The organism is Neisseria sp., assembly GCF_030523955.1.
Classification (GTDB): Bacteria; Pseudomonadota; Gammaproteobacteria; order Burkholderiales; family Neisseriaceae; genus Neisseria.
Genome location: NZ_JAUNHL010000010.1, coordinates 1 through 24,957 on the forward strand (window position 1 = coordinate 1; position 24,957 = coordinate 24,957).

Here is a 24,957-nt window from a genome sequence, read left to right on the forward strand (position 1 = left end):
GGCAGCAAGCCGCAGACAGTACAAGTAGTACGGCAAGGCGCAGCAACGCCGTAGCAAAAGCTAAGTTAATCTGCTATATATTCATTAAAAACCAATGCCTGTCTGAAAATATCGATTCCAATATTTTCAGACAGGCATTGTTCTAATAAATCAAATAACTTCGATACTAAGCGGCCTACCGTAAACCCTGTTGTATAGCCGCCCGGTTAGATGCCCGGTATCCGCAATCCGCTATCCTTCGCTGCCGCCGACTACCAGTCCTTCGTCGATACGCAGCGTCGGCTGGCCCACGCCCACCGGTACGCTCTGCCCTTCTTTGCCGCACACGCCCACGCCGGTATCCAGCGCGGTATCGTTACCAATCATGGAAACGTGTTTCAACACTTCCGGGCCGTTGCCGATGATGGTTGCGCCTTTTACCGGATATTGCAGCTTGCCGTTTTCCACCCACCAGGCTTCCGAGGCGCTGAACACAAATTTGCCGCTGGTGATATCGACTTGGCCACCGCCGAAATTAACGGCGTAAATCCCTTTATCGATGGAAGCGATGATTTCTTCCGCCGGATAACTGCCGTTTTCCATAAAAGTATTGGTCATGCGCGGCATCGGCACCGCTGAATAGCTTTCGCGGCGGCCGTTGCCGGTAACGGGCACGCCCATCAGGCGGGCATTGGTTTCGTCCTGTATATAGCCGGTGAGGATGCCGTCTTCGATTAACACGGTACGGCCGGTTTCGTTGCCTTCGTCGTCGATATTGAGCGAACCGCGGCGGCCGTCAATATCGCCTTGGTCGACAACGGTAACGCCTTTTGCCGCCACCCTCTCGCCGATACGGCCGGCAAATGCGCTGGTTTTTTTGCGGTTGAAATCGCCTTCCAAACCATGACCGACCGCTTCGTGCAGCAACACGCCCGGCCAGCCGTTGCCCAACACCACTTTCATGGCGCCGGCCGGCGCGGGGCGCGCTTCCAGATTGGTGAGCGCCTGCTGTACGGCATGGTTCACATATTCCTGCAAACGTGCCTCATCGAAATAATCCAAACCGAAGCGGCCGCCGCCGCCGGCGCTGCCCTGCTCGCGCCGCCCGCCTTGCTTGGCAATCACGCTAACCGACAGCCGCACCAAGGGTCGGATATCGGCGGCGTGCCTGCCATCCAAGCGGGCAAGATAAATCAGATCGTATTCGCAAGTCAGCCCCGCCATCACCTGCACGATGCGCGGATCCGCCGCTTTGGCAAGCGTTTCCACCCGGTTGAGCAAGGCCACTTTGGCCGCCGAGTCGAGGCTTCTGATGGGATCGTCCGCCGAATGGACGATGTGCGCCGGCCGACGGCTTAGCGGTGCCACTGCCGCTTCCCCACCCGCCGGGCCGATCACACGCACGGTTTGTGCAGAGCGGCGGATGCTGTCGGCCGAAAGGTTGTCGGCATAAGCAAAAGCGGTTTTCTCGCCGGCCACCGCCCGCACGCCTACGCCTTGGTCTATTTGGAAACTGCCCGACTTCACCATTCCCTCTTCCAAGTGCCAACTCTCAAATGCCGTACGTTGGCAATAAATATCGGCGTAGTCGATATGATGGCCGCCGATCAGCGCCAAACTGCGGGATAAATCTTCTGGCGAGAGCGCGTTGGCAGCCAACAACTCGCGGCCGACGGTGGAATAAATTTCAGCTTCTTGCATAGGATAAAGGTCATCTCGGAATCGGTTGAGGAATAAACAGGCAAATGAGGAACATCCGCCCTTTATCAAGATTAACCAATGCCTGTCTGAAAACTTTTTATTGGTTTTCAGACAGGCATACGGGCTTTTTTTAATGGTCGTTTAATTGACCAAGGAATGGTTTATACGCCGCGCAGCAATTCGTTTACGCTGGTTTTGGCGCGGGTTTGCGCATCTACTTTTTTCACGATGACGGCGCAATAGAGGCTGTATTTGCCGTCGGCAGAAGGCAGGCTGCCGGACACCACCACCGAGCCTGCGGGCACGCGGCCGTAGTGGATCTCGCCGGTTTCGCGGTCGTAGATTTTGGTGGATTGGCCGATATAAACGCCCATCGAAATCACGCTGCCTTCTTCCACAATCACGCCTTCGACGATTTCGCTGCGTGCGCCGATAAAGCAGTTGTCTTCGATGATGGTAGGTGAAGCCTGCAAGGGTTCAAGCACGCCGCCGATGCCCACGCCGCCGGATAAATGCACGTTTTTGCCGATTTGGGCGCATGAGCCGACGGTGGCCCAAGTGTCGACCATCGCACCTTCGTCCACATACGCGCCGATGTTGACATAAGAGGGCATCAACACCACGTTTTTGGCGACAAAACTGCCGCGGCGGGCCACGGCGCCGGGCACGGCGCGGAAACCGGCGGCTTTGAATTCTTCTTCGCTCCAGTCGGCGAATTTGGTCGGCACTTTATCGAAATATTTGTTCACGCCGTCGTTTTGTACTTCGTTGTCGGCGATACGGAAAGAAAGCAGCACGGCTTTTTTCGCCCATTCGTTCACTTTCCATTGGCCCACGCCCAAACGTTCGGCCACACGCAATTCGCCGCTGTCGAGCTGGCGCAGGGTTTCTTCGACGGCCTGCTTTACTTCTGGGGTAACGCTGGCGGGGGTGATCTCGGCGCGGTTTTCAAACGCGGTTTCGATGATGTTTTGTAAAGACATGGTGGATTCCAAGGTGGGTTTTAAAGTTAAAGCGCAATTGTACCGCAAAAGTGGTTGGCCGACATTGGCTAATCGTATTCAGACAGGCCGGCAAGCGGAAGGCTTATCCTGCCCGGGCAATCACAACCCTGCCGATTTCCCGATTCAGCGGTAGCGGATTTAATCTGCCCAATTCGGCCTGAAAATCGGCCAATGCCATCTGTTGCGAACCAAAGCGCGCCAAATGTTGCGTATCCTGCTGGCAGTCGATTAAGGCGATACCGCAATCAGCCAGATACGGTACCGCGCTGGCAAAAGCGATTTTGGAGGCATCGGGCTGCAAGGCAAACATCGATTCGCCGTAAAACACCCGACCGATTTGCACTCCGTAAAAACCGCCAGCCAGTTGGTAGTCTTCGCCCTGGGCGGCGGGATACCAGCACTCGAAAGAATGGGCGTAACCGGCGCGGTGCAAAGCGGTATACGCCTGTTGGAATTCAGGGGCAATCCAAGTGCCATCCTGACCGGCGCGCGGTATCGCGGCGCAGGCGGCGATAATGTGTTCGAAGCTGTGGTTGGCGGTTACCAAATAACTTTTATTGCGCAACAGCTTGGCCAGGGAGCGGCCGATATGCAGCGTTTCCGGCCGCAACACGGTACGCGGCGCGGTACAAAACCAGTAAAACAAACCGCCTTCACTAAACCACGGAAAAATGCCGGCGCGGTAGGCAGCCAGTAAGCGCCCGCTATCCAAATCGGCGCTCACGCCGACTAGTCCTTCGTTGTATTCCAACGCGGGCGCGGGATCGGGAAAACGGTAGTCGCGCGGAGCGAAAAACGGAATGTCCATAAACGCAAAATCAGAACCGTAGATACGCATTCAGACAGGCATAGTTGTTTATTAACTATGCCTGTCTGAAAAACCAACTGTTTGCCAAAAGCATGGTTTTAGCGCTTTTCTTTCTTCTGGCAATCCGCGCACACGCCGTAAAGATAAAGCGCATGATCGACGATGCGGTAGCCGTTTTCTTCGGCGATTTTGTCTTGCAGCGCCTCGATTTCCTCGCTGTGGAATTCGGTAACATGGCCGCATTTCACGCAAACGATATGATCGTGGTGGCTGCCGACATTAAGCTCGTAGACCGCCTTGCCGCTTTCGAAGTGGTGGCGCAACAGAATATCGGCCTGCTCGAATTGGGTAAGCACCCGATAGATGGTGGCCACGCCGATCTCCACCCCTTCGTCGAGCAGAATACGGTAAACGTCTTCCGCGCTTAAGTGTTCGCCCACACGGGCTTCGAACAAATCCAAGATTTTCAAGCGCGGGCCGGTCACTTTCAAACCGTTGTCTTTCAATTGGGCAATATTATTTTCCATCTTTTTCTTTCCATACCTCAAGTTGAGGGATTATCGTTATAATACGTATTATAATACGCATTTTTAAGCTGCTTGCACACCTCCGGCTTACGCAAGCGAACCTTTACACATCTGTACCGCCTAACGTACTCCCTTTAAACGGAAAGGTTACCCTGTGAACAAGACCACCGCCCTGGTTGCCCTGGCAGCCCTCACCCTACTCGGCGCTTGCAGCGCCGAACGCGTGTCGAACTTCCCGTCCTACAAACTTAAAGTCGTACAAGGCAACGAGCCCGATCCGCGCGCCATCGCCTCGCTTCAAGGCGGCATGAGCCGCGCCCAAGTGCGCCAACTGCTGGGCACGCCCATGTTGCAAGACCCCTTCCATGCCGACCGCTGGGATTATACTTATCAAGTCAGCCGTAACGGCGTGGTACAGGAAGTGCGTAACCTCACGCTGACCTTCCAGAACGACCAATTGGTTAAAGCGGAGGGCAACGCCATCGAACACGCAGCCGCAGAATTGCAGAAACGTTACGGCGCACAAATGTCCGCCGCACAACAAGCGGCGCAGCAGGCACCTGCCGCCCCGGCCCAACCGTTGTGGACACCCGATCCTTAAGCTTTTGCTTTTTAAAGCACCCGACCGCTTGACGGCGTTCGTTTTTCAGACAGGCATACCGGCTACGCAATGCCTGTCTGAAACATTGAAAAACAATACACCGCCCAATTTAAAGTCTTATCAAAGCATTACAAAGACTGCCCCGAATACAGAGGACTCCCCATGAGCGCACTTAAAATCGCCATTGCCGGCGCCAACGGCCGTATGGGCCGCGTGCTGGTAGAAGCCGTTACCCGCCATCCCGAAACCGAGCTGGGCGGCGCATTGGAACACAGCGGATCCGACGCCTTAGGCCTCGACGCCGGCTTTGCCCTCGGCCTGAAAACCGGCGTCATCATCAGCGACGACGTCGATGCCGTTTTATCCGCCTGCGATGTTCTGATCGACTTCACCCGCCCCGAGCCTACTTTAAAACACCTGCAAAAATGCGCGGAACACGGCGTGGACATGGTCATCGGCACCACCGGTTTTGACGATGCAGGCAAAACCGCCATCAAACAAGCCGCCGAAAAAACCGGTATCGTGTTTGCCGCCAACTTCAGCGTGGGCGTCAACCTCACCTTCCATATCCTCGATACCGTTGCCCGCGTACTCAACGAAGGCTACGACATCGAAATCATCGAAGCGCACCACCGCCACAAAGTCGACGCCCCCAGCGGCACCGCGCTACGCATGGGCGAAGTGATTGCCGACGCGCTTGGCCGCGACTTGAAAAAATGCGCCGTTTACGGCCGCGAAGGCCATACCGGCGAGCGCAACCCGCAAACCATCGGCTTTGCCACCGTACGCGGCGGCGATATTGTCGGCGACCATACCGCCCTGTTCGCCACCGAAGGCGAAAGAGTGGAAATCACCCACAAAGCCTCCAGCCGCATGACTTTTGCCGCAGGCGCCGTGCGCGCCGCCGTGTGGTTGCGCCGGCAGCCCAAAGGCTTATACGACATGCAAGACGTACTGGGTTTGCAGCACAAACCGGGCTGACAAACACTTATGCCCGTCTGAAAAACAAACGGCCGAACCGCGCCACTTGTTTTTCAGACAGGCATTCCCACTTTTAATTAATCTTAAAATATTATCCGCCACACCCAACCCAATCCGAGGATTCCGTTCATGTGCCAACTGCTGGGTATGAACTGCAATACCCCCACCGACATCATCTTTTCCTTCGAAGGCTTCCGCATGCGCGGCGGCCTTACCGACCACCACATCGACGGCTTCGGCATCGGCTTTTTCGAACGCAAAGGCGTTCGCATCTTTCACGACGACAAACCCAGCGCCCAATCGCCGGTAGCCGATTTGGTCAACAGCTACCAGATCAAATCCGAAAACGTCATCGCCCACATCCGCAAAGCCACCCAAGGCCAAACCTCGCTGGCCAACACCCACCCGTTTATCCGCGAATTGTGGGGCGAATATTGGATGTTTGCCCACAACGGCCACCTGGAAAACTTCCACCCGCCGCGCGGCCAATATTACCGCCCGGTCGGCACCACCGATTCCGAACGCGCCTTCTGCTTTATCTTGGAACAATTGCGCCAGCGCTTCGACGAAAAACCCGACACCGCCACCTTATTCGAAACCGTTAGCAGTCTCGTTCGGCAAATACGCGGACACGGCCTGTTCAACATTCTGATGTCCAACGGCGACTGCATGTTCGCCCACGCCAGCACTCTGCTCTATTATATTGTCCGCCAAGCACCTTTCGGCGAAGCCCAGCTGCTGGACGACGACGTCGCCATCGACTTCTCCTCGGTCACCACACCTAAAGACCGCGTGGCCGTCATCGCCACCCTTCCGCTCACCGGCAACGAAAGCTGGCAGCAACTGGCCTGCGACGAGTTGGTGCTCTTTGAAAACGGCAGCATCATCCAACGCGACCGCCCCGCCCAACCGCGCTACCTCACCGAAGAGGAAGGACTGGCTATCGCCCGCTCGGTCGGCGTTGTTGCATAAATACCCGGGGGGATCGCATTTTTCCAAAAATACAGCCAGATACAAGCATCTAACGCCATTTAACAACACCAACACAGCCGCAAACCACCCATCGGCACACGCCCCAAACGGCGGTTAACACAAAAAAACCCTAGGCTTTGTTATACTCGTTACGATTATTATCATGAAATGATTACTGGATAAACAAGCATGAACAAATTGCTACTCACCCTGACAGCCGTTACCGCCATCGGCTTGGCCGCCTGCGAACAAAAAGGCACCACCTCAGTTGCCGACAGCACCTCATCCGCCGCCTCCGCCATCACTGATGCCGCCGCTTCGGCCAATACCGTGCAAACCCTCTCCAGCAGCGACGGTAAAATCAGCATCAGCGTACAAGGTAGCCAATTCGCCGACGCCATGCAAAACAAAGACTTGCTGCCCGCCGGCCTGACCGCCGCAGACTTAACCCTGCTGCAAAACGACCCGGCTACTGACATTACTGTTTACGTCGCCAATCTGGGCAAACCGCAAAGCCCGGCTGCCGACTACTTCAAAAACCTCAAAACCGCTCTGGAACAAGACAGCAGCCTCTCTGATGTACAAGCAGGCGTGGCTACTGAAAACCGCATGAGCTATCGTTTCCAACAAAAAGACAAAGAAGATAATATCTTAAACGAAAATTGCTTAGCAGTTTACGAGGCCAGCAACATCTACAATATCTGCGCCAACAGCTATACCGCCTCGCCCAATCAGTTGAACGAAGTGTTGAAAGACGTAAAACTGGTTAAATAAATGCCTGTCTGAAAAAATAAAAGTGATGCTTGTTATTCAAAAAAGCATCACTTTTATTTTTTTCAGACAGGCACTTCCTTCCAAGACAAACACACTGTGTTGGCCTACAATACCTCTTTATCCACCCTCATCTAAAGCACTTTCATGTTCAGCGAACTTGATACCCAAATGATGCGTATTGCCTTGTCGCTCGCCCGCCAAGGCCTTTATTCCACCTCGCCCAACCCGCGTGTCGGCTGCGTGATTGCCCGCGGCAGCCAGATAGTCGGCCAAGGTTTCCACCTCAAAGCCGGCGAACCGCACGCCGAAGTACACGCCCTGCGCCAAGCCGGTCGTTTTGCCGAAGGCGCCACCGCTTATGTCACCCTGGAACCGTGCAGCCATCACGGCCGCACGCCGCCTTGCGCACTCGCCCTGATAGAAGCCGGTATCCAGCGTGTAGTTTGTGCCATGCGCGACCCCAACCCGCTGGTAGCCGGCAAAGGCTTCGCACTATTGGAAAATGCCGGCATCGGCGTTGCCTACGGATTGCTGGAAAACGAAGCACGCACGCTCAACCGCGGCTTTCTCTCCCGCATCGAACGGGAAAGGCCGTTTTTCCGGCTCAAGTGCGCCGCGAGCCTAGATGGAAAAACCGCCCTATCAGACGGCAGCAGCAAATGGATTACCGGCCCCGAAGCACGTGCCGACGTACAGAAACTGCGCTCAGAAAGTTGCGCCGTACTAACCGGCATCGGCACCATACTGACCGACGACCCATTACTCAACGTACGTGACTTCCCAACCTTGCGCCAACCGGCCCGTATTATTCTCGACAGCCGCCTACGCACCCCACTGCACAGCCGTATCATCCAAGACAAGCAAAGTCCAACCCTGATTATCACCCTGAACGCCAACGAAGCAGATCATGCGCCGTTTCTCAAATTTCCCCATGTCCGCATTATGGCAACAAAACCTGCCCACAGCGACGGCGGAATCGACTTGCATGAACTTTCATCCCTCCTAGCCGTCCAAGGATACGGTGAAGTTTTAATCGAAGCAGGCGCAAAAATAAATTCGTCCTTTATCCGAGCAAACTTAGTTGACGAAATCATTCTTTACCAATCGCCCAAAATACTGGGCGCAGCAGCTCGCAATCTATTTACCCTACCTGAAAACCATGAAACTTTATTACAAAAAGCACCTTGGTCACCGACCCATTGCAGCATCATGGGCAACGACCTGAAAATCTGCTTGGCATTAACAAATAACCAATAATAATCAGAACGATAACACGCTTATCACATTCCAAAGGCTTTCACACCCGATTTAAAAACAAATCACTATCAAAGTGATAGAATGAGTAATTAAAAAACTTCTTAACCTTTTCCCAAAAAGAAATACACAATCGAATTTCAATCACCTTTAGGTTTATATCATGCAAAAAAACACCGTTTTCGTCACCGGTGGCGCCGGCTTCATTGGCTCCGCAGTGATTCGTCACCTGATTAACAATACCGACGTTACTGTTATTAACATCGATAAATTAACTTATGCCGGCAATCTCCACTCGCTTGACAGCGTATCAGACAACCCCCGCTATATTTTTTCGCAAACCGACATCTGCGACCGTGCCGCTCTCGACAAACTGTTCGCCGAGCACCAACCCTGCGGCGTAATGCACTTGGCAGCAGAAAGCCATGTAGACCGTTCAATCGACGGCCCCTCCGCCTTTATCGAAACCAATATCGTAGGCACTTATACCTTGCTGGAAGCCGCTCGCCAATATTGGAACGGCCTGTCTGAAGAAGACAAAGCAGCCTTCCGCTTCCACCACATTTCCACCGACGAAGTTTACGGCGACCTGCACGGCACCGACGACTTGTTCACCGAAACCACTCCTTACGCCCCCAGCAGCCCCTACTCCGCCAGCAAAGCGTCCAGCGACCACTTGGTACGCGCTTGGAACCGCACCTACGGCCTGCCTGTCGTGCTGACCAACTGCTCCAACAACTACGGTCCGTTCCACTTTCCGGAAAAACTGATTCCGCTGATGATTCTCAACAGCTTGGCCGGCAAACCGCTGCCCGTATACGGCGAAGGCAACCAAATCCGCGACTGGCTGTTTGTTGAAGACCACGCCCGTGCACTGTGGGCCGTGTTCACCAAAGCCGCCAACGGCGAAACCTACAATATCGGCGGCCACAATGAGCGCAAAAACATCGAAGTGGTCAAAACCATCTGCACCATTCTCGACGAATTGCGCCCCGCCGCCCAAAACCCCAACACACCGAATCTGTCTTCTTACCAAGAACTGATTACCCACGTTACCGACCGCCCCGGCCACGATCACCGCTACGCCATCGATGCAGCCAAAATCGGCCGTGATTTAGGCTGGAAGCCCGAAGAGACTTTTGAAACCGGTATCCGCAAAACCGTAGAGTGGTACCTCGACAACCAAGACTGGTGGCAAGCCGTATTGGACGGCAACTACCAAGGCGAACGCTTGGGCTTGAATTCTTAATATCCACATCTATCGAGGAGAACCCACATGAAAGGTATCGTTCTGGCCGGCGGTTCAGGCACCCGCCTCTATCCCATTACCCGCGGCGTTTCCAAACAGCTGCTGCCGATTTATGACAAACCGATGGTTTATTACCCGATTTCCGTATTGATGCTGGCAGGCATTCGCGACATTCTGGTGATTTCCACTCCTGATGACATGCCCGGCTATCAGCGCCTGCTCGGCGACGGTTCCGACTTCGGCATCAACATCAGCTACGCCATCCAGCCCAGCCCCGATGGCTTGGCACAGGCTTTCCTGATTGGCGAAGAATTTCTCGACGGCGACAGCGCCTGTCTGATTTTGGGCGACAACATCTACTTTGGCGAAAGCTTCGGCCGCAAGCTGGAGCAAGCCGCTAAGCGTGAAAACGGCGCCACTGTTTTCGGTTACCAAGTGGCCGACCCGGAACGTTTCGGCGTAGTCGAATTTGATGAAAACTTCAAAGCCCTGTCTATCGAAGAAAAACCAGCCAAACCCAAGTCCAACTATGCAGTGACCGGCCTCTACTTCTACGACAAAACCATTGTCGAAAAAGCCAAACAGGTCAAGCCGTCTGCCCGTGGCGAGCTGGAAATCACCAGCATCAACCAGATGTATTTGGAAGAAGGTACCTTGAATGTGGAACTGCTCGGTCGCGGCTTTGCCTGGCTCGATACCGGTACCCACGACAGCCTGATGGAAGCCGGCCACTTCGTGCAAACCATCGAAAGCCGTCAAGGCTTGAAAGTGGCCTGTTTGGAAGAGATCGCCTTCAACAAAGGCTGGCTGAATAAAGAACAACTGGCCGAGAAAATCAAACCGTTGGCCAAAACCGGTTACGGTCAATATCTGCAACGTCTTCTGGACAGTGCGCAATAATATTTTCAGACAGGCATCATAATGCCTGTCTGAAAAACCGAAAGAAAGAGATTTATGCAAGTTATCGATACCAAAATTGCAGATGTCAAAATCATCCAACCGAAAGTATTCGGCGACGAACGCGGTTTCTTCTTGGAAACCTTCGAGAAAAACCGTTATCGCGAATTGCTGAATATTGATTTGGACTTCGTCCAAGACAACCATTCGCGCTCGCAAAAAGGCGTATTGCGCGGTCTGCACTTCCAAACCGTTAACCCGCAAGGTAAGTTGGTTCGCTGCGTACGCGGCGAAGTATTCGACGTAGCCGTCGACATCCGCCCCGACTCACCCACTTACGGCCAATGGGAAGGCGTAATCCTCAGCGAAGAGAACAAAACCCAATTTTGGGTACCGCCCGGTCTTGCGCACGGCTTTGTCGTCCTGAGCGATATTGCCGACTTCGAATACAAATGCACCGATTATTACAATCCGCAAGCCGAGGGTTGCCTGATTTGGAATGACCCGGCGGTCGGCATCGAATGGCCGATTAGCGATCCCTTGTTGTCAGCCAAAGACAAACTGGGCAAAACCCTGAAAGAATTGAATTCCTAATTCATTAAAGCAGCATGACAACCCGCCAAGGCCGGCTTCCCATTCCCTAAATACCCGAACCGGCCGACAGCTTCCCTTCATATTTTCATCAAGTAAATAAAGATTGGTAACACCATGATGACACCTGAACAAATCAACTTGGCCGTAATCGGCTTAGGCTACGTCGGCCTGCCTTTGGCAGTCGAATTCGGCAAAAAACGCCCGGTAGTCGGCTTCGACATCCATCAAGGCCGTATCGAAGCCTTGAAAAAAGGCCACGATGCCACTTTAGAGGTAGAAGACGAAGAGCTGGCTTCAGCCAAGCATTTGAGCTACACCTACAATCTGGACGATCTGAAAGCTTGTAACGTATTTATCGTTACCGTACCTACTCCTATCGACGAGCACAAAAAACCCGATCTGACTCCGTTGGTAAAAGCTTCCGAAACCATCGGTAAAGTACTGAAAAAAGGCGATATCGTCATTTACGAATCCACCGTTTACCCCGGCGCCACCGAAGAAGACTGCGTTCCCGTTCTGGAAAAAGTATCCGGCTTGAAATTCAACCAAGATTTCTTCGCCGGCTACAGCCCCGAGCGCATCAACCCGGGCGATAAAGAGCACCGCGTAACCACCATCCGTAAAGTTACTTCCGGTTCCACTCCCGAAGTAGCCGAAGTAGTCGACAAACTGTATAACGAAATCATTACTGTCGGCACCCACAAAGCCAGCAGCATCAAAGTAGCCGAAGCCGCCAAAGTGATTGAAAACACCCAGCGCGACCTGAACATCGCCCTGATCAACGAATTGGCGCTGATTTTCAACAAAATGGACATTGACACCGAGTCCGTATTACTGGCAGCCGGCACCAAATGGAACTTCCTACCCTTCCGTCCGGGCTTGGTCGGCGGTCACTGCATCGGCGTAGACCCCTACTACCTCACCCACAAAGCGCAAAGCATCGGCTATCACCCTGAAATCATCTTGGCCGGCCGCCGCCTGAACGACAGCATGGGCGAATACGTAGCTTCCCAGTTGGTAAAATCATTGTTGAAAAAACGCATTCAAGTAGACGGTGCGAAAATCCTGTTGTTGGGTCTGACCTTTAAAGAAAACTGCCCCGACCTGCGCAACACCAAAGTTGTCGATATCATCAAAGAATTGAAAGAATACAATATCGAAGTCGATGTATACGATCCTTGGATTGATGCCGAAGAAGCACAACACGAATACGGTATCACCCCGATTGATTTTTTGGAAGACGGCAAATACGACGGTGTAATTTTGGCTGTGGCACACAAACAGTTCAAAGACATGGGTATCGATGCCATCCGCAAACTGGGCAAACCCGCCCACGTCGTGTATGACCTGAAATATCTGTTTGCTCCCGAGCAAACCGACTTGCGCCTGTAATACGGATGGAACTCATGAACGCATACGAAACCATTCAAAAGCAATTGCAAGCAGAACCGAAAAAATGGCTGATCACCGGCGTAGCCGGTTTCATCGGTTCCAACCTACTGGAAACCCTGTTGAAATTGGATCAAACCGTTGTCGGTTTGGACAACTTCGCCACCGGCCACCAATACAATCTGGACGAAGTCAAAGGCGAAGTCACACCTGAGCAATGGGCGCGCTTTAACTTCATCGAAGGTGATATCCGCAACGTAGATACCTGCCACCAAGCCTGCCAAGGCGTAGACTATGTACTGCACCAGGCAGCGCTCGGCTCGGTTCCCCGTTCGATCAACGATCCGATTACCACCAACAGCGCCAACATCGACGGTTTCCTCAACATGTTGGTTGCCGCCCGCGACGCACAAGTGAAAAGCTTCACTTACGCCGCCAGTTCCTCCACTTACGGCGACCATCCCGGCTTGCCTAAAGTGGAAGACCGCATCGGCAAACCGTTGTCGCCCTATGCCGTTACCAAATATGTGAACGAGCTGTACGCCGAAGTTTTTGCCCGTACCTACGGCTTCAATTGTATCGGTCTGCGCTACTTTAACGTATTCGGCAAACGCCAGGACCCGAACGGTGCTTATGCGGCGGTGATTCCGAAGTGGACTTCAGCCATGATCAAAGATGAAGACTTGTTCATCAACGGCGACGGCGAAACCAGCCGCGACTTCTGTTTCATTGAGAATACCGTTCAAGCCAACCTGCTGGCCGCAACTGTACAAGCGGAAGAAGCACGCAATCAGGTATACAACGTCGCCGTTGGCGGCCGTACAACTCTGAACCAGCTGTTCTCCTACATCCGCGAGAGCTTGGGCGATAACGGTATCCGGTATGAGAAAGATGCGATTTACCGCGACTTCCGCGCCGGCGATGTACGCCATTCCCAGGCAGATGTCAGCAAAGCCAACAACTTGCTGGGCTACGACCCGCAATACACCATCGAGCAAGGCATTAAAAAAGCCATGCCGTGGTATGTCGGTTTTTTGAAGTAAATATACTTTAGTAAGCAGTAAAAGTGTTTCAGACAGGCATCTGCTGGAGCGAGGCCTGTCTGAAACCATAAATAACATACTCAATTGATATTAGCCGCCATATATTAATAATTAATAAAGCGCTTTTATAAAAAGACCTGAAGTTTTATTGATAAAAGATTAAAAGATAAAGAATGTAATGTGAAAAGCATTACAACCTTTAGTTAGTTTAGAGAGTACGCTGAATTTGAAACTCGCACATATTAGCTGGAACCTATTCGGATTGGTCTTACCTTTGCTGATTGCAATGGTTTCCCTCCCCCTCCTAATTTCCAGCATTGGTAATGAACGCTTCGGCCTCTTAGCTCTTGCCTGGGGTATGATGAGCTACGCAGGTATTCTTGATCTTGGTATCGGACGTGCGCTGACCCAAATGGTCTCTCGCTTGAGAGGTCAGAAACAAACCCAAGAGGTTCCCGTTGTTTTGGCTACGGCCTCACGCATTACCATGACCGCAGGCCTTATCGGCAGCACCGCCATTGTTATTTTTGCCTTATTCGGAGGCGCCCAATTCGTAAAAACCGAACACATCCCTCTGGATGAAATCCGCAACTCGATTATTTTATTAGCCATCGCCTTACCGGCCCAAGCAATGAGTGCTACCTACCGCGGAATGAATGAAGCATATTTAAACTTCAAAGGCATCAGTATTTTGAGGGTAATATTGGGTACGCTCAATTTTGCAGGCCCTTTACTAATTTCTTTTTTCAGTACAAATCTAGCGTGGCTAATTGCCAGTTTAGTCGCCAGCCGCGTAGCAGCTTTATTGGTTTTCCGCCATCTGGCTTTAAGTTGTCTGAAAAACAATGAACCAGACTACACGCCAGCCGACTTGGTTTACTCCAAACAAACTGCCAAAACCTTATTCTCATTTGGCGGATGGGTAACAGTGAGCAGCATTATCAGCCCTATGATGGTTCAAATGGACCGTTTTATGATTGCCAGCATGATTTCAGCAGCGGCAGTTACCGTGTATGTTGTTCCATATGAATTGGTTGCCCAAAGCCTGATTTTAGTAGGTGCGATTTCATCTGTTATCTTTCCGACATTAACCCGTTTGATGCAAGAGCAACCGCAAGAGTGGTTATCGTATTTTCAAACATGGTTGGTTCGCGTCGGCGGTATGATGCTTTTAGTGGCGCTGTTGATGATACTTTTAATGCCTTACATATTGGATATTTGGCTACAAGGTAATTTTGACCCTACCTCTGTTACCGTAGGACAAATTCTCTGTTTGGGCGTATTCTCCAACTCGGTAGGTGCTATGTATTACGCTTTACTGCATGCCCGTGGTAAGGCACATATTACAGCCAAAATTCATATGTTTGAATTACCGCTTTATCTAACCTTCCTTTATTTTGCTCTGCAACATTTTGGTGTTATCGGTGCTGCAATGGCTTGGTCCGCCAGAATGGCTTTAGATACAATTTTATTATCTCTAAATGCCAGAAGATTAAAATTTTAACTCATGCCATAGCTTGGCTCACTACGATAAAGAAAACACATTACCTCACTAACTGGTAAGTCAATAAAGATTAAATAATATGAATAATTTAGTAATTTGTTTCTTGGTACTAATCGGCGTGATGATGCCCACATCAACAGACGGGGTCATGCAGGCTGGTCGGATGGTTAACATGACCATGGCTCTGTTACCACTGTACGGCTATTTGTTACTCAAACAAAAGAAATACGACCCCGTTAACTTATTGATTGCAGTAGGGGTTGGTGTTCTTCTGACCTTGTTAACCATAACATCCCCATACCCTACTTATCGGTATGGTAATGGTTTGATGTTTATTGTGTTGTTTTCTTTATGTTTACTTAATAGCAATAAAAATCCGTTAGATCTTAAACCCTACTTAAGAACTTTATTCATTTTAAATATATTCTTTGCTGTTTTATCTTTCTTGATTATTTTCGATGTCCCTTTGGGTGTGGATTTTATTTACAACAATTATCAGGCCTTTTATCCTGAGCTGATTCCCAATATGTTATACCAGTCAAAGCCTGTAACGGTTTTTGGCACCCACTCTATTGCCGGTTTCTATAATTTTCTATTTTTCGTTACCAATTTGGCTTTATATAAATACACCAAGCAGATTTGGTATTTACTATTCGCCATTTGCTACATGGTATTTTTGTTCTGGCTGCAATCTTCAACGTCGCTTGTATTCTTCCTGATTGCGTTTATCGCATTGCAGTTTGAACTTTATAAAGCCCAGCGTTTTTTATTTTTCTTAACGCTGATCATCGAGTTATTCGCGTTGGTTCTGATCTATCAGACAATTGGCGAAGTAATTGGTCAAACCCTTGACCATTTATTCTCCGAAGGAAATGGTTTGGGCGGACGCTATGCTGAAGGTGGTAATTTGGCCAACAACCTAAACTATGTAATGAACAATCCTTTGGGAGGTATTGGATTTGGCTATACAACCGATTTTATGTTCGCAGATTCCGGCTATCTGGAATATGCCCTACGGGGTAGTATTCTCACCACGCTAGCAGTGCTGATTTCATTCAGCCGTTATATTTTCAGAAATGTCACTACCTCTTACCGGTATGTATTTCTGTTTGCTTACTTAGCATTTGAAATCGGGTTCTCTAATATGCTTTATTACCGGACATTCGGCATCACTTTGTTTCTTATTGCCCTGTTTAATCAGATGCAACGCCATGAACAGTCCAAACTCAACACAGAGGCACATAAAATATGATCGATATTGTTTTCGTAAACTGGAACGCCGGGAAGTTATTGCAGGACGCCGTTGCCAGCATCATCAAATACCATTCAGGCTTAGTGAGCAGTACCATTATTGTGGATAACAATTCTTCCGATAACTCCATTGCTTTGGTTGAAGAATTGGGTACCGACTTTCCGTTTGAATTGAAAATTATCAAAAACGATACCAATAACGGTTTTGGCGCAGCCTGCAACCAAGGGGCTGCCGCAGGCAATGCCAAATATATTCTGTTTCTCAACCCCGATGCCCAGTTATTCGAACACTCTTTAAGCGTGCCCTATAACTATATGGAACGCCCGGAAAACCAAGGAGTTGGTATTTGCGGCATACAATTGATAGAGGAAGATGGTCACGTCGCCCGCAGTTGCACGCGTTTCCCTTCGCTGAAAACGTTTACCGTCAATGCATTAGGATTAAACAAACTGCCTTTCTCCACCTTCAAATCCATGCACATGCACATGGGCGACTGGGATCATTTGAGCACACGTGAAGTCGATCAAGTCATTGGTGCTTTTTACTTTATGCGCCGCAACTTATTCGAACAACTGCGCGGTTTTGACGAACGATTCTTTGTATATTTTGAAGATCTAGATTTAGCCTACCGCACAAAACAAGCCGGCTATAAAAGCATGTATTTAGCTGACACCCAAGCTTTCCATGCCGGCGGGGGAACTTCCAGCCAAGTGAAAGCTACCCGTCTATTTTATTCTCTGCGCAGCCGGTTAATTTACAGCTTTACCCACATGTCCAAACTTGAGGCCATCGGAATTACTTTAGTAACATTAATTGTCGAGCCAATTTCCCGTACGGTATTAAGCCTGATGAAAGGCTCAGTAGCTGATGTTAAAAACACTTGGGCCGGATACAGCATGCTGTGGAAAGCACTCCCGGCTATTCTGAAAGGACAAACCCGATGAGAGTCCTGATGCTTACCAAATATGGTCAGCAAGGTGCCTCTTCACGCTTGCGTACCATACAATACCTGAGCTGGTTCGAGCAGGCCGGCATTCAATGCGACGTTTTCCCACTCATCAGCGATGAGGCCTTGAAAGCCAAGTACAACAAACAGTCTTATAACAGCAGTGAGTTAAGACAGGCCTATTGGAACCGTATCCGTTTACTGCTTTCCAACAAAAATCAATACAGTTTGATTTGGATTGAGAAAGAAGCCTTACCATGGACTCCCGCTTGGTTTGAAAAACTATTGTTGTCCGGCATCCCTTATGTACTTGATTACGACGATGCACTATTTCACAACTACGACATGCACCGCCTGCCCATCGTACGCAAAATATTCGGCAAACGTCTTGATAAATTAATGGTAGGTGCCAGTCTTGTGGTTTGCGGCAATTATTATTTGGCCGATCGGGCCAAACATGCCGGTGCACGCTGGGTAGAAATCATCCCCACCGTAATTGATATTACCCGTTATCATGCCAGCGAACAAAAAGCTCGCGAAGACAAACCGACTGTAGTTTGGATCGGTTCACCCTCTACCGCGAAATACGTGAAAGAAATCGCTCGCCCGCTGGCCGATCTTAACCGCCAAGTACCTTTTAAATTGCGCATTATTGGTGCCAATCTGAGTATCGACGGTGTCGACATCGAAAATCTACCTTGGACAGAAGACACCGAAGTACCATTAGTGGCCGAGAGTGACATTGGTATCATGCCACTGCCTGATACGCCGTGGACCAACGGCAAATGTGGTTATAAATTAATCCAATACATGGCATGCGGCCTGCCCGTAGTCGGATCAGATGTGGGTGCCAATAAAAATATCGTTGACGAAGGCGCCAACGGATTTCTCGTCAATAGCGATGAGCAATGGGTAGAAGCCCTGAAAACTCTGTTACAAAGCCCCGAATTACGCAAGCAATACGGCCATCAGGGACGGATCGATGCAGAAGAACGTTTCTGTGTACAAAAAACGGCGCCGCACTTGATTGAATTATTGCGCAAAGTTGCAACCGCTGCCTAAATAATTCAGACAGGCTTCCATTTAACTTACATAACCAAGTTATATTGATTACTGACAATAGTCCATATTGGAACCATGCCTGTCTGAAAACCAACCAACGACCATTAATCCATCGAGTACCGTATGAAAAAATTCTTACTAATTGCCAGTTATGCCAACTCCCTGATCAACTTCCGCTGGGATTTGATTTGCGCCATTCAAGCCAAAGGCCTCGAAGTACATGTTGCAGCACCTGAAATTAACAATAATCCGGCTATTTTAGAAAAACTACGTAATAACGGCGTAATTGTGCATGATGTACCCATGCAGCGTACCGGTACCAATCCCGTACAGGATGTGAAAACACTGATTGCACTGCGCCAGTTAATGCAACGGATTCGTCCTGATTATGTGATGGCCTACACCATTAAGCCGGTAATTTACGGCATGCTGGCCGCTGCCTCCACTGGCGTTCCACATCGTGCCGCCCTGATTACCGGCTTGGGATACGCATTTCAAGACAGCGAAGGCAGTACCAAACAAAACCTGATTAAAAGCGTCACCCGTCAACTATATTCCCGTGCCCTCTCCGCTGCCGACTTAACTTTCTTCCAAAACGATGACGACCAAAAACTGTTTACCGACTTGGGCATTATCCGCCCCGGCCAAAATACTGTAGTGGTAAATGGTTCCGGCGTTAACACCGAAAAGTTTAGTGCCCAACCTTTACCCGAAGGTGATGAAGTTCACTTCCTGTTAATTGGCCGTCTATTGAAAGATAAAGGCGTGCGAGAGTATGTTGAAGCCGCCCGACAAGTCAAACAGCAATATCCGCAGGCTGTTTTCAATTTAGTTGGTTTTTTAGACTCCAATCCAAGTTCAGTTACCCAACAAGAACTCGACCAATGGGTAAACGACGGTACAGTAAAATTTTGGGGGAAGTTAGCTGACGTACGCCCCGCTATCAATGCGTGTCATGTTTTTGTTTTACCTTCTTATCGAGAAGGCACTCCACGTACCGTATTAGAAGCAATGGCCACTGGTCGTGCAATTATTACCACTGATGCTCCCGGTTGTCGTCAAACCGTAGAGAATGGCTATAATGGCTGGCTTGTCCCAGTTCAGTCTGCAGACAAATTAGCAGAAGCCATGAAACGCTTCCTAAACGAACCTGCCCTTATAGAAAAAATGGGACAAGCCTCGTTAGAAATAGCTCGCAACAAATATGATGTTAACATCATCAACGATTTCATGTTGAATAAATTGAAAATTTGAACATCATTAATGCCTGTCTGAAACTTCTCAGATTAGTGTTTTATTAAAAAATTAGGACCTGTTATGTCTGACTTGCTTAAACGTGCTTTTGATATCATCGCCTCCCTGATAGGCCTGATTGTCTTATCGCCGGTTTTATTGATTGTGGCCATTTTGGTACGTAAAAACCTCGGTTCTCCCATCTTGTTTCGCCAAGTACGTCCCGGCATAGATGGCAAACCGTTTGAAATGGTGAAGTTCCGCTCTATGCGCGATGCCATCGCAAAAGATGGCACCCCGCTACCGGACAACGAACGGTTGACACCTTTTGGCAAAGCCCTGCGTTCCACCAGCCTTGACGAACTACCCGAGCTTTGGAATGTCTTAAAAGGTGATATGAGCTTAGTCGGCCCTCGCCCATTATTAATGGATTACTTACCTCTTTACAACAAAGAGCAGTACCGCCGCCACGAAGTCCGCCCAGGCGTAACAGGTTGGGCGCAAGTCAATGGCCGCAATGCAATTTCATGGGAAGAAAAATTCAAGCTGGATGTCTGGTATGTTGATAATCGATCATTTTGGCTGGATTTAAAAATCCTGTTTCTGACCATTAAAAAAGTATTCATTCGCGAAGGCATTACCGCACAAGGCGAACCTACCTCGAATGCATTTAAAGGAACAAAAGAAAATGAAAACTAACATCCTGATTTTATCAGCCGGTCGACGCGTTGAGTTAGTACAGGATTTCAAAACTGAAGCAACAAAATTCTCTGATGAAATTAAAATATACTGCACGGACATCAACCCACATATGTCTTCCGCCTGTCATATGGCAGATGGAGCATTTAGCGTTACCCGTATTGATGATCCCAACTATATCGATGAAATTTTTGCATTGGCGCAAAAAGAAAATATTGGTCTGATTATCCCAACCATCGATACCGAATTACAAAAGTTAGCTGACAATCGTGAACGCTTTGCCGCCGCAGGAATCCACATCATTATTTCTGATTCTGATTTGATCAGCTTATGCAGAGACAAGCGCCGTACAACCGCACTATTCCAACAATATGGCATCAACAGCCCCGAAATCTACAGACGAGATGATATTACCTTCCCGTGCTTTGCCAAACCCTATGATGGCAGCCGAGGTATCGGTGCACAGGCAGTTAATGATCCAAGTGAGCTGACCCCCGAATTACTTAATGATCCGAAAATAATGTTTTGCCAGCTTATCGACATTCAAAATACTTTTAAAGAATTTACTGTCGATATTTATTACGACAAAAACGGTGTTGCCAAATGTATCGTACCTCGGGAACGCTTGGAGGTTCGCTCAGGAGAGGTCAGCAAAGGAGCAACCCGCCGCAACTATCTTTATGATTTACTGGTTACGCAACTAGGCAAACTTGATGGCGCACGCGGATGCCTTACCACACAATTTTTTTATCATGACGAAAGCCAAACCATATACGGGGTAGAAATCAATCCCAGATTTGGCGGAGGTTTCCCCCTTACTTATGCTAGCGGCGCCAATTACATCAATTGGCTAATTCGTGAATATTTGTACAACGAAGAAATCCCCTTCTTCGATCAATGGAAAAACGATTTAATTATGCTGCGTTACGACGCTAAGGTATTGGTCCACGAGCATGATTAACCCTGTGGCCGTCATCGGATAATACAAAAAATTCCATTACCTTCTCTAGCTACTAAACTGGCTAACCATAGGAATAGAAGCGGTGAAAATAATATCCACCTCTTTTCCATTAAAAATTTTACAGAAGAATTCCAACCACTGTTGGGTTAAACAATTAGATAAACAACTCAAGGATTCATTATGCTGAACACCTCATTGGCTCCCTGGCCGAGCTTTACTCAAGAAGAAGCGGATGCCGTACAAAATATCCTGCTCTCCAATAAAGTCAATTACTGGACCGGTAACGAATGCCGCGAATTTGAAAAAGAATTTGCCCAATGGGCGGGCACAGAATATGCAATTGCCTTAGGCAACGGTACTTTAGCACTGGATGTAGCCTTAAAAGCCATGAACATCGGCCCAGGTGATGACGTGATTGTAACCTCCCGCACCTTCCTTGCTTCAGCATCAGCCATTGTTACCGCTGGAGCCAATCCCATATTTGCCGATGTTGATTTAAACAGTCAAAACATTTCGGCAGAAACTATCGAAGCTGTTTTAACCCCAAACACCAAAGCCATCATTGTGGTTCATTTAGCCGGCATGCCCGCAGAGATGGACGACATCATGGCTTTAGCAGAAAAGCACAAATTGTGGGTTATTGAAGACTGCGCCCAAGCTCACGGTACGCGCTACAAAGGCAAGTCCGCCGGTTCCATCGGCCACGTCGGCGCATGGTCTTTCTGTCAAGACAAGATTATGACCACCGGCGGCGAAGGCGGCATGGTTACCACCAACGATAAAGAATTGTGGTCGAAAATGTGGTCTTACAAGGACCACGGCAAAAGCTATGATGCTGTTTACAACCGCCAACACCCCCCTGGTTTTCGTTGGTTGCACGAAAGTTTCGGTACCAACTGGCGCATGATGGAAATGCAAGCTGCCATCGGTCGCATCCAATTGCGCCGCATGGCCGATTGGACCGCAAAACGCCAAGCCAATGCAGCACGACTAGAAGAAATATTGAAACAGTTCGACTCCATCCGTACGATTGAAGTACCAGATTACATTGAGCATGCCCAATACAAATATTATGCTTTCGTCAAGCCTGAAAAGCTGGCTGAAGGTTGGAGTCGTGATCGCATCGTAGACGAGCTCAACGCTCGTAAAGTACCCTGCTTCCAAGGCAGCTGCTCGGAAGTCTACTTGGAAAAAGCCTTTGACAACACTTCGTGGCGCCCGCACGAACGCTTGAAAAATGCGGTTGAGCTGGGTGATACCAGCCTAATGTTCTTGGTACATCCTACCATTACCAAAGAACAAATGGATTTCTGCTGCACTCATCTGAAAGAGGTTCTGTCACAAGCGACAGCCTGACAACAGTTGCCGCTGCAATATTTCCGTCAGACAAATATCAAGCAGCGGCAACAGTTTTTTTTCAGGCAGGCATGTTTACTGAGCGCATCCTGTTGCCTCTTTAAACTTCTAATGCCTATCTGAAAGCAGATGTAATACAAAAGAAATAATTAAAAACAACAAAAATACGATAGATCCCATCATGACCCTGGACTCTCTACTCGCCCTGCCACGCAACGCAAAAAAATTCTTTTTTGTTGTGCACGATACCGTCATTATCTTTTTCTCCTTTTGGTTCAGCTTGAGCCTAAAGCCCGCTTATTCGCAAGAATGGTCAAACGCCGGCAACTGGTTAATTTTCTTTATTACTACTATATTAACCATCGCCTTATTCATACGCCTTGGACTTTATCGTGCCGTCACGCGTTTTATTGGAGCCAAGGTAATGTCTACCGCCGCCCTAGGCACCTTGGTTTCCACAATTGTTATGGGGATTGGCCTATCAATTGCCGACAAAGAAACCCATTTTCTGGTAATGCTCATTTATTTCTTGCTGATGTTGGTTTTAATTGGCGGTTCTCGCTTTGTACTGCGTACCATTCTCAACAGCAGCGGCTATAGCAAGCAAGATATGAGCCCGGTTATTATCTATGGTGCCGGCCAATCCGGCCGCCAGCTGATGGAAGCTATCCGCCAAGTCAACGAATATCGTGCCGTTGCATTTGTAGATGATGACGGAGCTGCACAAAAAACCATCATTAATGACTTGGCTGTATATAGCCCAAATCAATTAAATGAACTGATTGAGCGTTATCAGGTCGAAAAAATCTTACTGGCTATTCCCAGTGCCACTACTGAAGAACGCAAACGCATCATTCAATCTTTAGAGTCCTATCCTTGTGAAGTATTGACCATGCCGGGCGTAAAAGAGTTGGTGGATGGCAAGATCAGCACCACATCTCTACGCAAAATCTCCGTATTTGACTTATTGGGTCGTGACCCGGTGGCGCCAAAAGAAGAATTGATGCATGCCGATATCAAAGACAAAGTAGTTATGGTGACTGGTGCAGGTGGCTCTATTGGTTCTGAATTATGTCGCCAAATTATCCAAAACGCACCAGCCAAGCTGATTTTATTCGAATTGTCGGAATTTTCTTTATACAGTATAGATAAAGAGTTGCGGGAGTATCAGGAAGCCAAAGGCACCAGCATCCCGGTATTGCCATTACTAGGTTCCGTACAACACCGTAATCGCTTGTATAATGCAATGAAGAATTTCAAAGTAGAAACCATCTACCATGCTGCTGCTTATAAGCATGTACCAATGGTGGAATACAATACAATTGAGGGTGTACGCAACAATATCTATGGCACCCTAGCGTGTGCACTCGCTGCCGTAGAAGCGGAAGTTTCGACTTTCGTATTGATATCCACAGACAAAGCGGTGCGTCCTACCAATACAATGGGGGCCACCAAACGGATGTCGGAATTAGTATTGCAAGCATTAGCGGCAGAAACCAACCACAACACCCGCTTCTGTATGGTTCGTTTCGGCAATGTGCTGGGTTCCTCCGGTTCCGTTGTCCCGGTATTTGAAAAACAGATTGCCCAAGGCGGCCCGGTTACCTTGACACACCAAGACATTACCCGTTATTTCATGACGATTCCGGAGGCTGCACAGCTTGTTATTCAAGCCGGCGCAATGGGTAAGGGTGGTGACGTATTCGTGTTGGATATGGGTGAATCAGTAAAAATTATCGATCTGGCCCGTCAGATGATTCGCCTAAGCGGATTAGAGGTCAAAGACGAAAACAATCCAAACGGTCAGATCGAAATCAAAATTACCGGTTTGCGCCCCGGCGAGAAACTCTATGAGGAATTATTGATTGGAGATGCTGTTGAGAAAACCACTCACCCTCGCATTATGACCGCTAATGAAGTAATGCTGTCTTGGCCCGAGCTTTCTGATATTTTGAACAGAATGGATGAAGCTTGCCGCAAGGGCGATCAACTGACGGTACGCCAGTTAATGTTAGACGCTCCTACCGGCTTTGCTCCTAAAGATGAAATCTGTGATTTAGTCTGGGTAGCCGGGCAGCAAAATCAACAAGCCTAATAATCCCTTGCCATTTTGACTGCATGGGTGCTCCACACCCATGCGCCAACCGAATCAAATATTAGGAAACAGACGG

At 49.3% G+C, this 24,957-nt stretch carries 23 protein-coding genes; 19 read left to right on the forward strand and 4 right to left on the reverse strand.

Annotated elements, in window-relative coordinates:
* Positions 1-231 precede the first annotated feature (231 nt).
* The 4 genes from tldD to fur all read right to left on the reverse strand — a co-directional run bounded on the left by tldD (position 232) and on the right by fur (position 4,019).
* Positions 232-1,680, reverse strand: coding sequence for a metalloprotease TldD (gene tldD / locus Q4C79_RS03215; RefSeq protein ID WP_303089594.1), 1,449 nt, complete (start codon positions 1,678-1,680; stop codon positions 232-234).
* Positions 1,681-1,841: 161 nt separating this feature from the next.
* Entirely contained in the window at positions 1,842-2,663 is an 822-nt protein-coding gene (gene dapD, locus Q4C79_RS03220) for a 2,3,4,5-tetrahydropyridine-2,6-dicarboxylate N-succinyltransferase (protein ID WP_303089595.1), read from the reverse strand.
* A gap of 103 nt (positions 2,664-2,766) precedes the next feature.
* A complete protein-coding gene (gene aat, locus Q4C79_RS03225; protein WP_303089645.1) occupies positions 2,767-3,492 on the reverse strand; it encodes a leucyl/phenylalanyl-tRNA--protein transferase in 726 nt (241 codons plus the stop codon).
* A 98-nt stretch (positions 3,493-3,590) separates the two neighbouring features.
* The gene (fur, locus tag Q4C79_RS03230; RefSeq protein WP_303089596.1) at positions 3,591-4,019 is read right to left on the reverse strand and encodes a ferric iron uptake transcriptional regulator; all 429 of its coding nucleotides are present in this window, start codon (positions 4,017-4,019) and stop codon (positions 3,591-3,593) included.
* A gap of 154 nt (positions 4,020-4,173) precedes the next feature.
* On the opposite strand from fur, the gene Q4C79_RS03235 reads away from it, so the two are divergent.
* The 19 genes from Q4C79_RS03235 (at position 4,174) to Q4C79_RS03325 (ending at position 24,881) form a co-directional block, all read left to right on the forward strand.
* Complete coding sequence (locus tag Q4C79_RS03235) at positions 4,174-4,620, forward strand: outer membrane protein assembly factor BamE (RefSeq protein WP_303089597.1); 447 nt, start codon at positions 4,174-4,176, stop codon at positions 4,618-4,620.
* Positions 4,621-4,782: 162 nt separating this feature from the next.
* Complete coding sequence (dapB, locus tag Q4C79_RS03240) at positions 4,783-5,601, forward strand: 4-hydroxy-tetrahydrodipicolinate reductase (RefSeq protein WP_303089598.1); 819 nt, start codon at positions 4,783-4,785, stop codon at positions 5,599-5,601.
* A gap of 129 nt (positions 5,602-5,730) precedes the next feature.
* Positions 5,731-6,573 (forward strand): class II glutamine amidotransferase, encoded by an 843-nt coding sequence (locus Q4C79_RS03245; protein WP_303089599.1) that lies wholly within the window; start codon positions 5,731-5,733, stop codon positions 6,571-6,573.
* Positions 6,574-6,762: 189 nt separating this feature from the next.
* Positions 6,763-7,347: a cytochrome C gene (locus tag Q4C79_RS03250; RefSeq protein ID WP_303089600.1), complete on the forward strand. Its 585-nt coding sequence runs from the start codon at positions 6,763-6,765 to the stop codon at positions 7,345-7,347.
* Between the two features lie 144 nt (positions 7,348-7,491).
* On the forward strand, positions 7,492-8,604 hold the full coding sequence (gene ribD / locus Q4C79_RS03255; RefSeq protein ID WP_368492201.1) for a bifunctional diaminohydroxyphosphoribosylaminopyrimidine deaminase/5-amino-6-(5-phosphoribosylamino)uracil reductase RibD: 1,113 nt from the start codon (positions 7,492-7,494) through the stop codon (positions 8,602-8,604).
* 160 nt (positions 8,605-8,764) lie between these two features.
* A complete protein-coding gene (gene rfbB / locus Q4C79_RS03260; protein ID WP_303089601.1) occupies positions 8,765-9,850 on the forward strand; it encodes a dTDP-glucose 4,6-dehydratase in 1,086 nt (361 codons plus the stop codon).
* Between the two features lie 27 nt (positions 9,851-9,877).
* Positions 9,878-10,750 carry a glucose-1-phosphate thymidylyltransferase RfbA gene (rfbA, locus tag Q4C79_RS03265; protein WP_303089602.1) on the forward strand — a complete coding sequence of 291 codons (873 nt, stop codon included), beginning with the start codon at positions 9,878-9,880 and terminating at the stop codon, positions 10,748-10,750.
* Between the two features lie 54 nt (positions 10,751-10,804).
* Positions 10,805-11,341, forward strand: a complete 537-nt coding sequence (gene rfbC / locus Q4C79_RS03270) for a dTDP-4-dehydrorhamnose 3,5-epimerase (protein WP_303089603.1) — start codon at positions 10,805-10,807, stop codon at positions 11,339-11,341.
* 114 nt (positions 11,342-11,455) lie between these two features.
* The gene (tviB, locus tag Q4C79_RS03275; protein ID WP_303089604.1) at positions 11,456-12,733 is read left to right on the forward strand and encodes a Vi polysaccharide biosynthesis UDP-N-acetylglucosamine C-6 dehydrogenase TviB; all 1,278 of its coding nucleotides are present in this window, start codon (positions 11,456-11,458) and stop codon (positions 12,731-12,733) included.
* Between the two features lie 14 nt (positions 12,734-12,747).
* Positions 12,748-13,773, forward strand: coding sequence for an NAD-dependent epimerase/dehydratase family protein (locus Q4C79_RS03280; protein WP_303089605.1), 1,026 nt, complete (start codon positions 12,748-12,750; stop codon positions 13,771-13,773).
* Positions 13,774-13,999: 226 nt separating this feature from the next.
* On the forward strand, positions 14,000-15,277 hold the full coding sequence (locus tag Q4C79_RS03285; protein WP_303089606.1) for a flippase: 1,278 nt from the start codon (positions 14,000-14,002) through the stop codon (positions 15,275-15,277).
* A 79-nt stretch (positions 15,278-15,356) separates the two neighbouring features.
* The gene (locus Q4C79_RS03290) at positions 15,357-16,529 is read left to right on the forward strand and encodes a hypothetical protein (protein WP_303089607.1); all 1,173 of its coding nucleotides are present in this window, start codon (positions 15,357-15,359) and stop codon (positions 16,527-16,529) included.
* Positions 16,526-17,473, forward strand: a complete 948-nt coding sequence (locus tag Q4C79_RS03295; RefSeq protein WP_303089608.1) for a glycosyltransferase family 2 protein — start codon at positions 16,526-16,528, stop codon at positions 17,471-17,473. Before Q4C79_RS03290 ends, Q4C79_RS03295 begins: the two co-directional genes overlap by 4 nt.
* The gene (locus Q4C79_RS03300; RefSeq protein ID WP_303089609.1) at positions 17,470-18,537 is read left to right on the forward strand and encodes a glycosyltransferase family 4 protein; all 1,068 of its coding nucleotides are present in this window, start codon (positions 17,470-17,472) and stop codon (positions 18,535-18,537) included. Before Q4C79_RS03295 ends, Q4C79_RS03300 begins: the two co-directional genes overlap by 4 nt.
* Positions 18,538-18,660: 123 nt before the next feature.
* Positions 18,661-19,791 (forward strand): glycosyltransferase family 4 protein, encoded by a 1,131-nt coding sequence (locus Q4C79_RS03305; RefSeq protein WP_303089610.1) that lies wholly within the window; start codon positions 18,661-18,663, stop codon positions 19,789-19,791.
* Positions 19,792-19,854: 63 nt separating this feature from the next.
* On the forward strand, positions 19,855-20,469 hold the full coding sequence (locus Q4C79_RS03310) for a sugar transferase (protein WP_303089611.1): 615 nt from the start codon (positions 19,855-19,857) through the stop codon (positions 20,467-20,469).
* The gene (locus Q4C79_RS03315) at positions 20,459-21,430 is read left to right on the forward strand and encodes an ATP-grasp domain-containing protein (RefSeq protein ID WP_303089612.1); all 972 of its coding nucleotides are present in this window, start codon (positions 20,459-20,461) and stop codon (positions 21,428-21,430) included. Before Q4C79_RS03310 ends, Q4C79_RS03315 begins: the two co-directional genes overlap by 11 nt.
* A 180-nt stretch (positions 21,431-21,610) precedes the next feature.
* Positions 21,611-22,786 carry a DegT/DnrJ/EryC1/StrS aminotransferase family protein gene (locus Q4C79_RS03320; RefSeq protein ID WP_303089613.1) on the forward strand — a complete coding sequence of 392 codons (1,176 nt, stop codon included), beginning with the start codon at positions 21,611-21,613 and terminating at the stop codon, positions 22,784-22,786.
* 181 nt (positions 22,787-22,967) lie between these two features.
* Complete coding sequence (locus Q4C79_RS03325; RefSeq protein WP_303089614.1) at positions 22,968-24,881, forward strand: nucleoside-diphosphate sugar epimerase/dehydratase; 1,914 nt, start codon at positions 22,968-22,970, stop codon at positions 24,879-24,881.
* Positions 24,882-24,957 lie beyond the last annotated feature (76 nt).

Coding starts and splice junctions, on each gene's coding strand:
- Q4C79_RS03305 (WP_303089610.1), top strand. CDS start 18,661: ATGAAAAAATTCTTACTAATTGCCAGTTATGCCAACTCCCTGATCAAC.
- aat (WP_303089645.1), bottom strand. CDS start 3,492: ATGGACATTCCGTTTTTCGCTCCGCGCGACTACCGTTTTCCCGATCCC.
- Q4C79_RS03300 (WP_303089609.1), top strand. CDS start 17,470: ATGAGAGTCCTGATGCTTACCAAATATGGTCAGCAAGGTGCCTCTTCA.
- Q4C79_RS03290 (WP_303089607.1), top strand. CDS start 15,357: ATGAATAATTTAGTAATTTGTTTCTTGGTACTAATCGGCGTGATGATG.
- rfbC (WP_303089603.1), top strand. CDS start 10,805: ATGCAAGTTATCGATACCAAAATTGCAGATGTCAAAATCATCCAACCG.
- fur (WP_303089596.1), bottom strand. CDS start 4,019: ATGGAAAATAATATTGCCCAATTGAAAGACAACGGTTTGAAAGTGACC.
- Q4C79_RS03310 (WP_303089611.1), top strand. CDS start 19,855: ATGTCTGACTTGCTTAAACGTGCTTTTGATATCATCGCCTCCCTGATA.
- tldD (WP_303089594.1), bottom strand. CDS start 1,680: ATGCAAGAAGCTGAAATTTATTCCACCGTCGGCCGCGAGTTGTTGGCT.
- Q4C79_RS03315 (WP_303089612.1), top strand. CDS start 20,459: ATGAAAACTAACATCCTGATTTTATCAGCCGGTCGACGCGTTGAGTTA.
- Q4C79_RS03320 (WP_303089613.1), top strand. CDS start 21,611: ATGCTGAACACCTCATTGGCTCCCTGGCCGAGCTTTACTCAAGAAGAA.
- Q4C79_RS03250 (WP_303089600.1), top strand. CDS start 6,763: ATGAACAAATTGCTACTCACCCTGACAGCCGTTACCGCCATCGGCTTG.
- Q4C79_RS03280 (WP_303089605.1), top strand. CDS start 12,748: ATGAACGCATACGAAACCATTCAAAAGCAATTGCAAGCAGAACCGAAA.
- ribD (WP_368492201.1), top strand. CDS start 7,492: ATGTTCAGCGAACTTGATACCCAAATGATGCGTATTGCCTTGTCGCTC.
- tviB (WP_303089604.1), top strand. CDS start 11,456: ATGATGACACCTGAACAAATCAACTTGGCCGTAATCGGCTTAGGCTAC.
- Q4C79_RS03245 (WP_303089599.1), top strand. CDS start 5,731: ATGTGCCAACTGCTGGGTATGAACTGCAATACCCCCACCGACATCATC.
- rfbA (WP_303089602.1), top strand. CDS start 9,878: ATGAAAGGTATCGTTCTGGCCGGCGGTTCAGGCACCCGCCTCTATCCC.
- Q4C79_RS03325 (WP_303089614.1), top strand. CDS start 22,968: ATGACCCTGGACTCTCTACTCGCCCTGCCACGCAACGCAAAAAAATTC.
- rfbB (WP_303089601.1), top strand. CDS start 8,765: ATGCAAAAAAACACCGTTTTCGTCACCGGTGGCGCCGGCTTCATTGGC.
- dapB (WP_303089598.1), top strand. CDS start 4,783: ATGAGCGCACTTAAAATCGCCATTGCCGGCGCCAACGGCCGTATGGGC.
- dapD (WP_303089595.1), bottom strand. CDS start 2,663: ATGTCTTTACAAAACATCATCGAAACCGCGTTTGAAAACCGCGCCGAG.
- Q4C79_RS03295 (WP_303089608.1), top strand. CDS start 16,526: ATGATCGATATTGTTTTCGTAAACTGGAACGCCGGGAAGTTATTGCAG.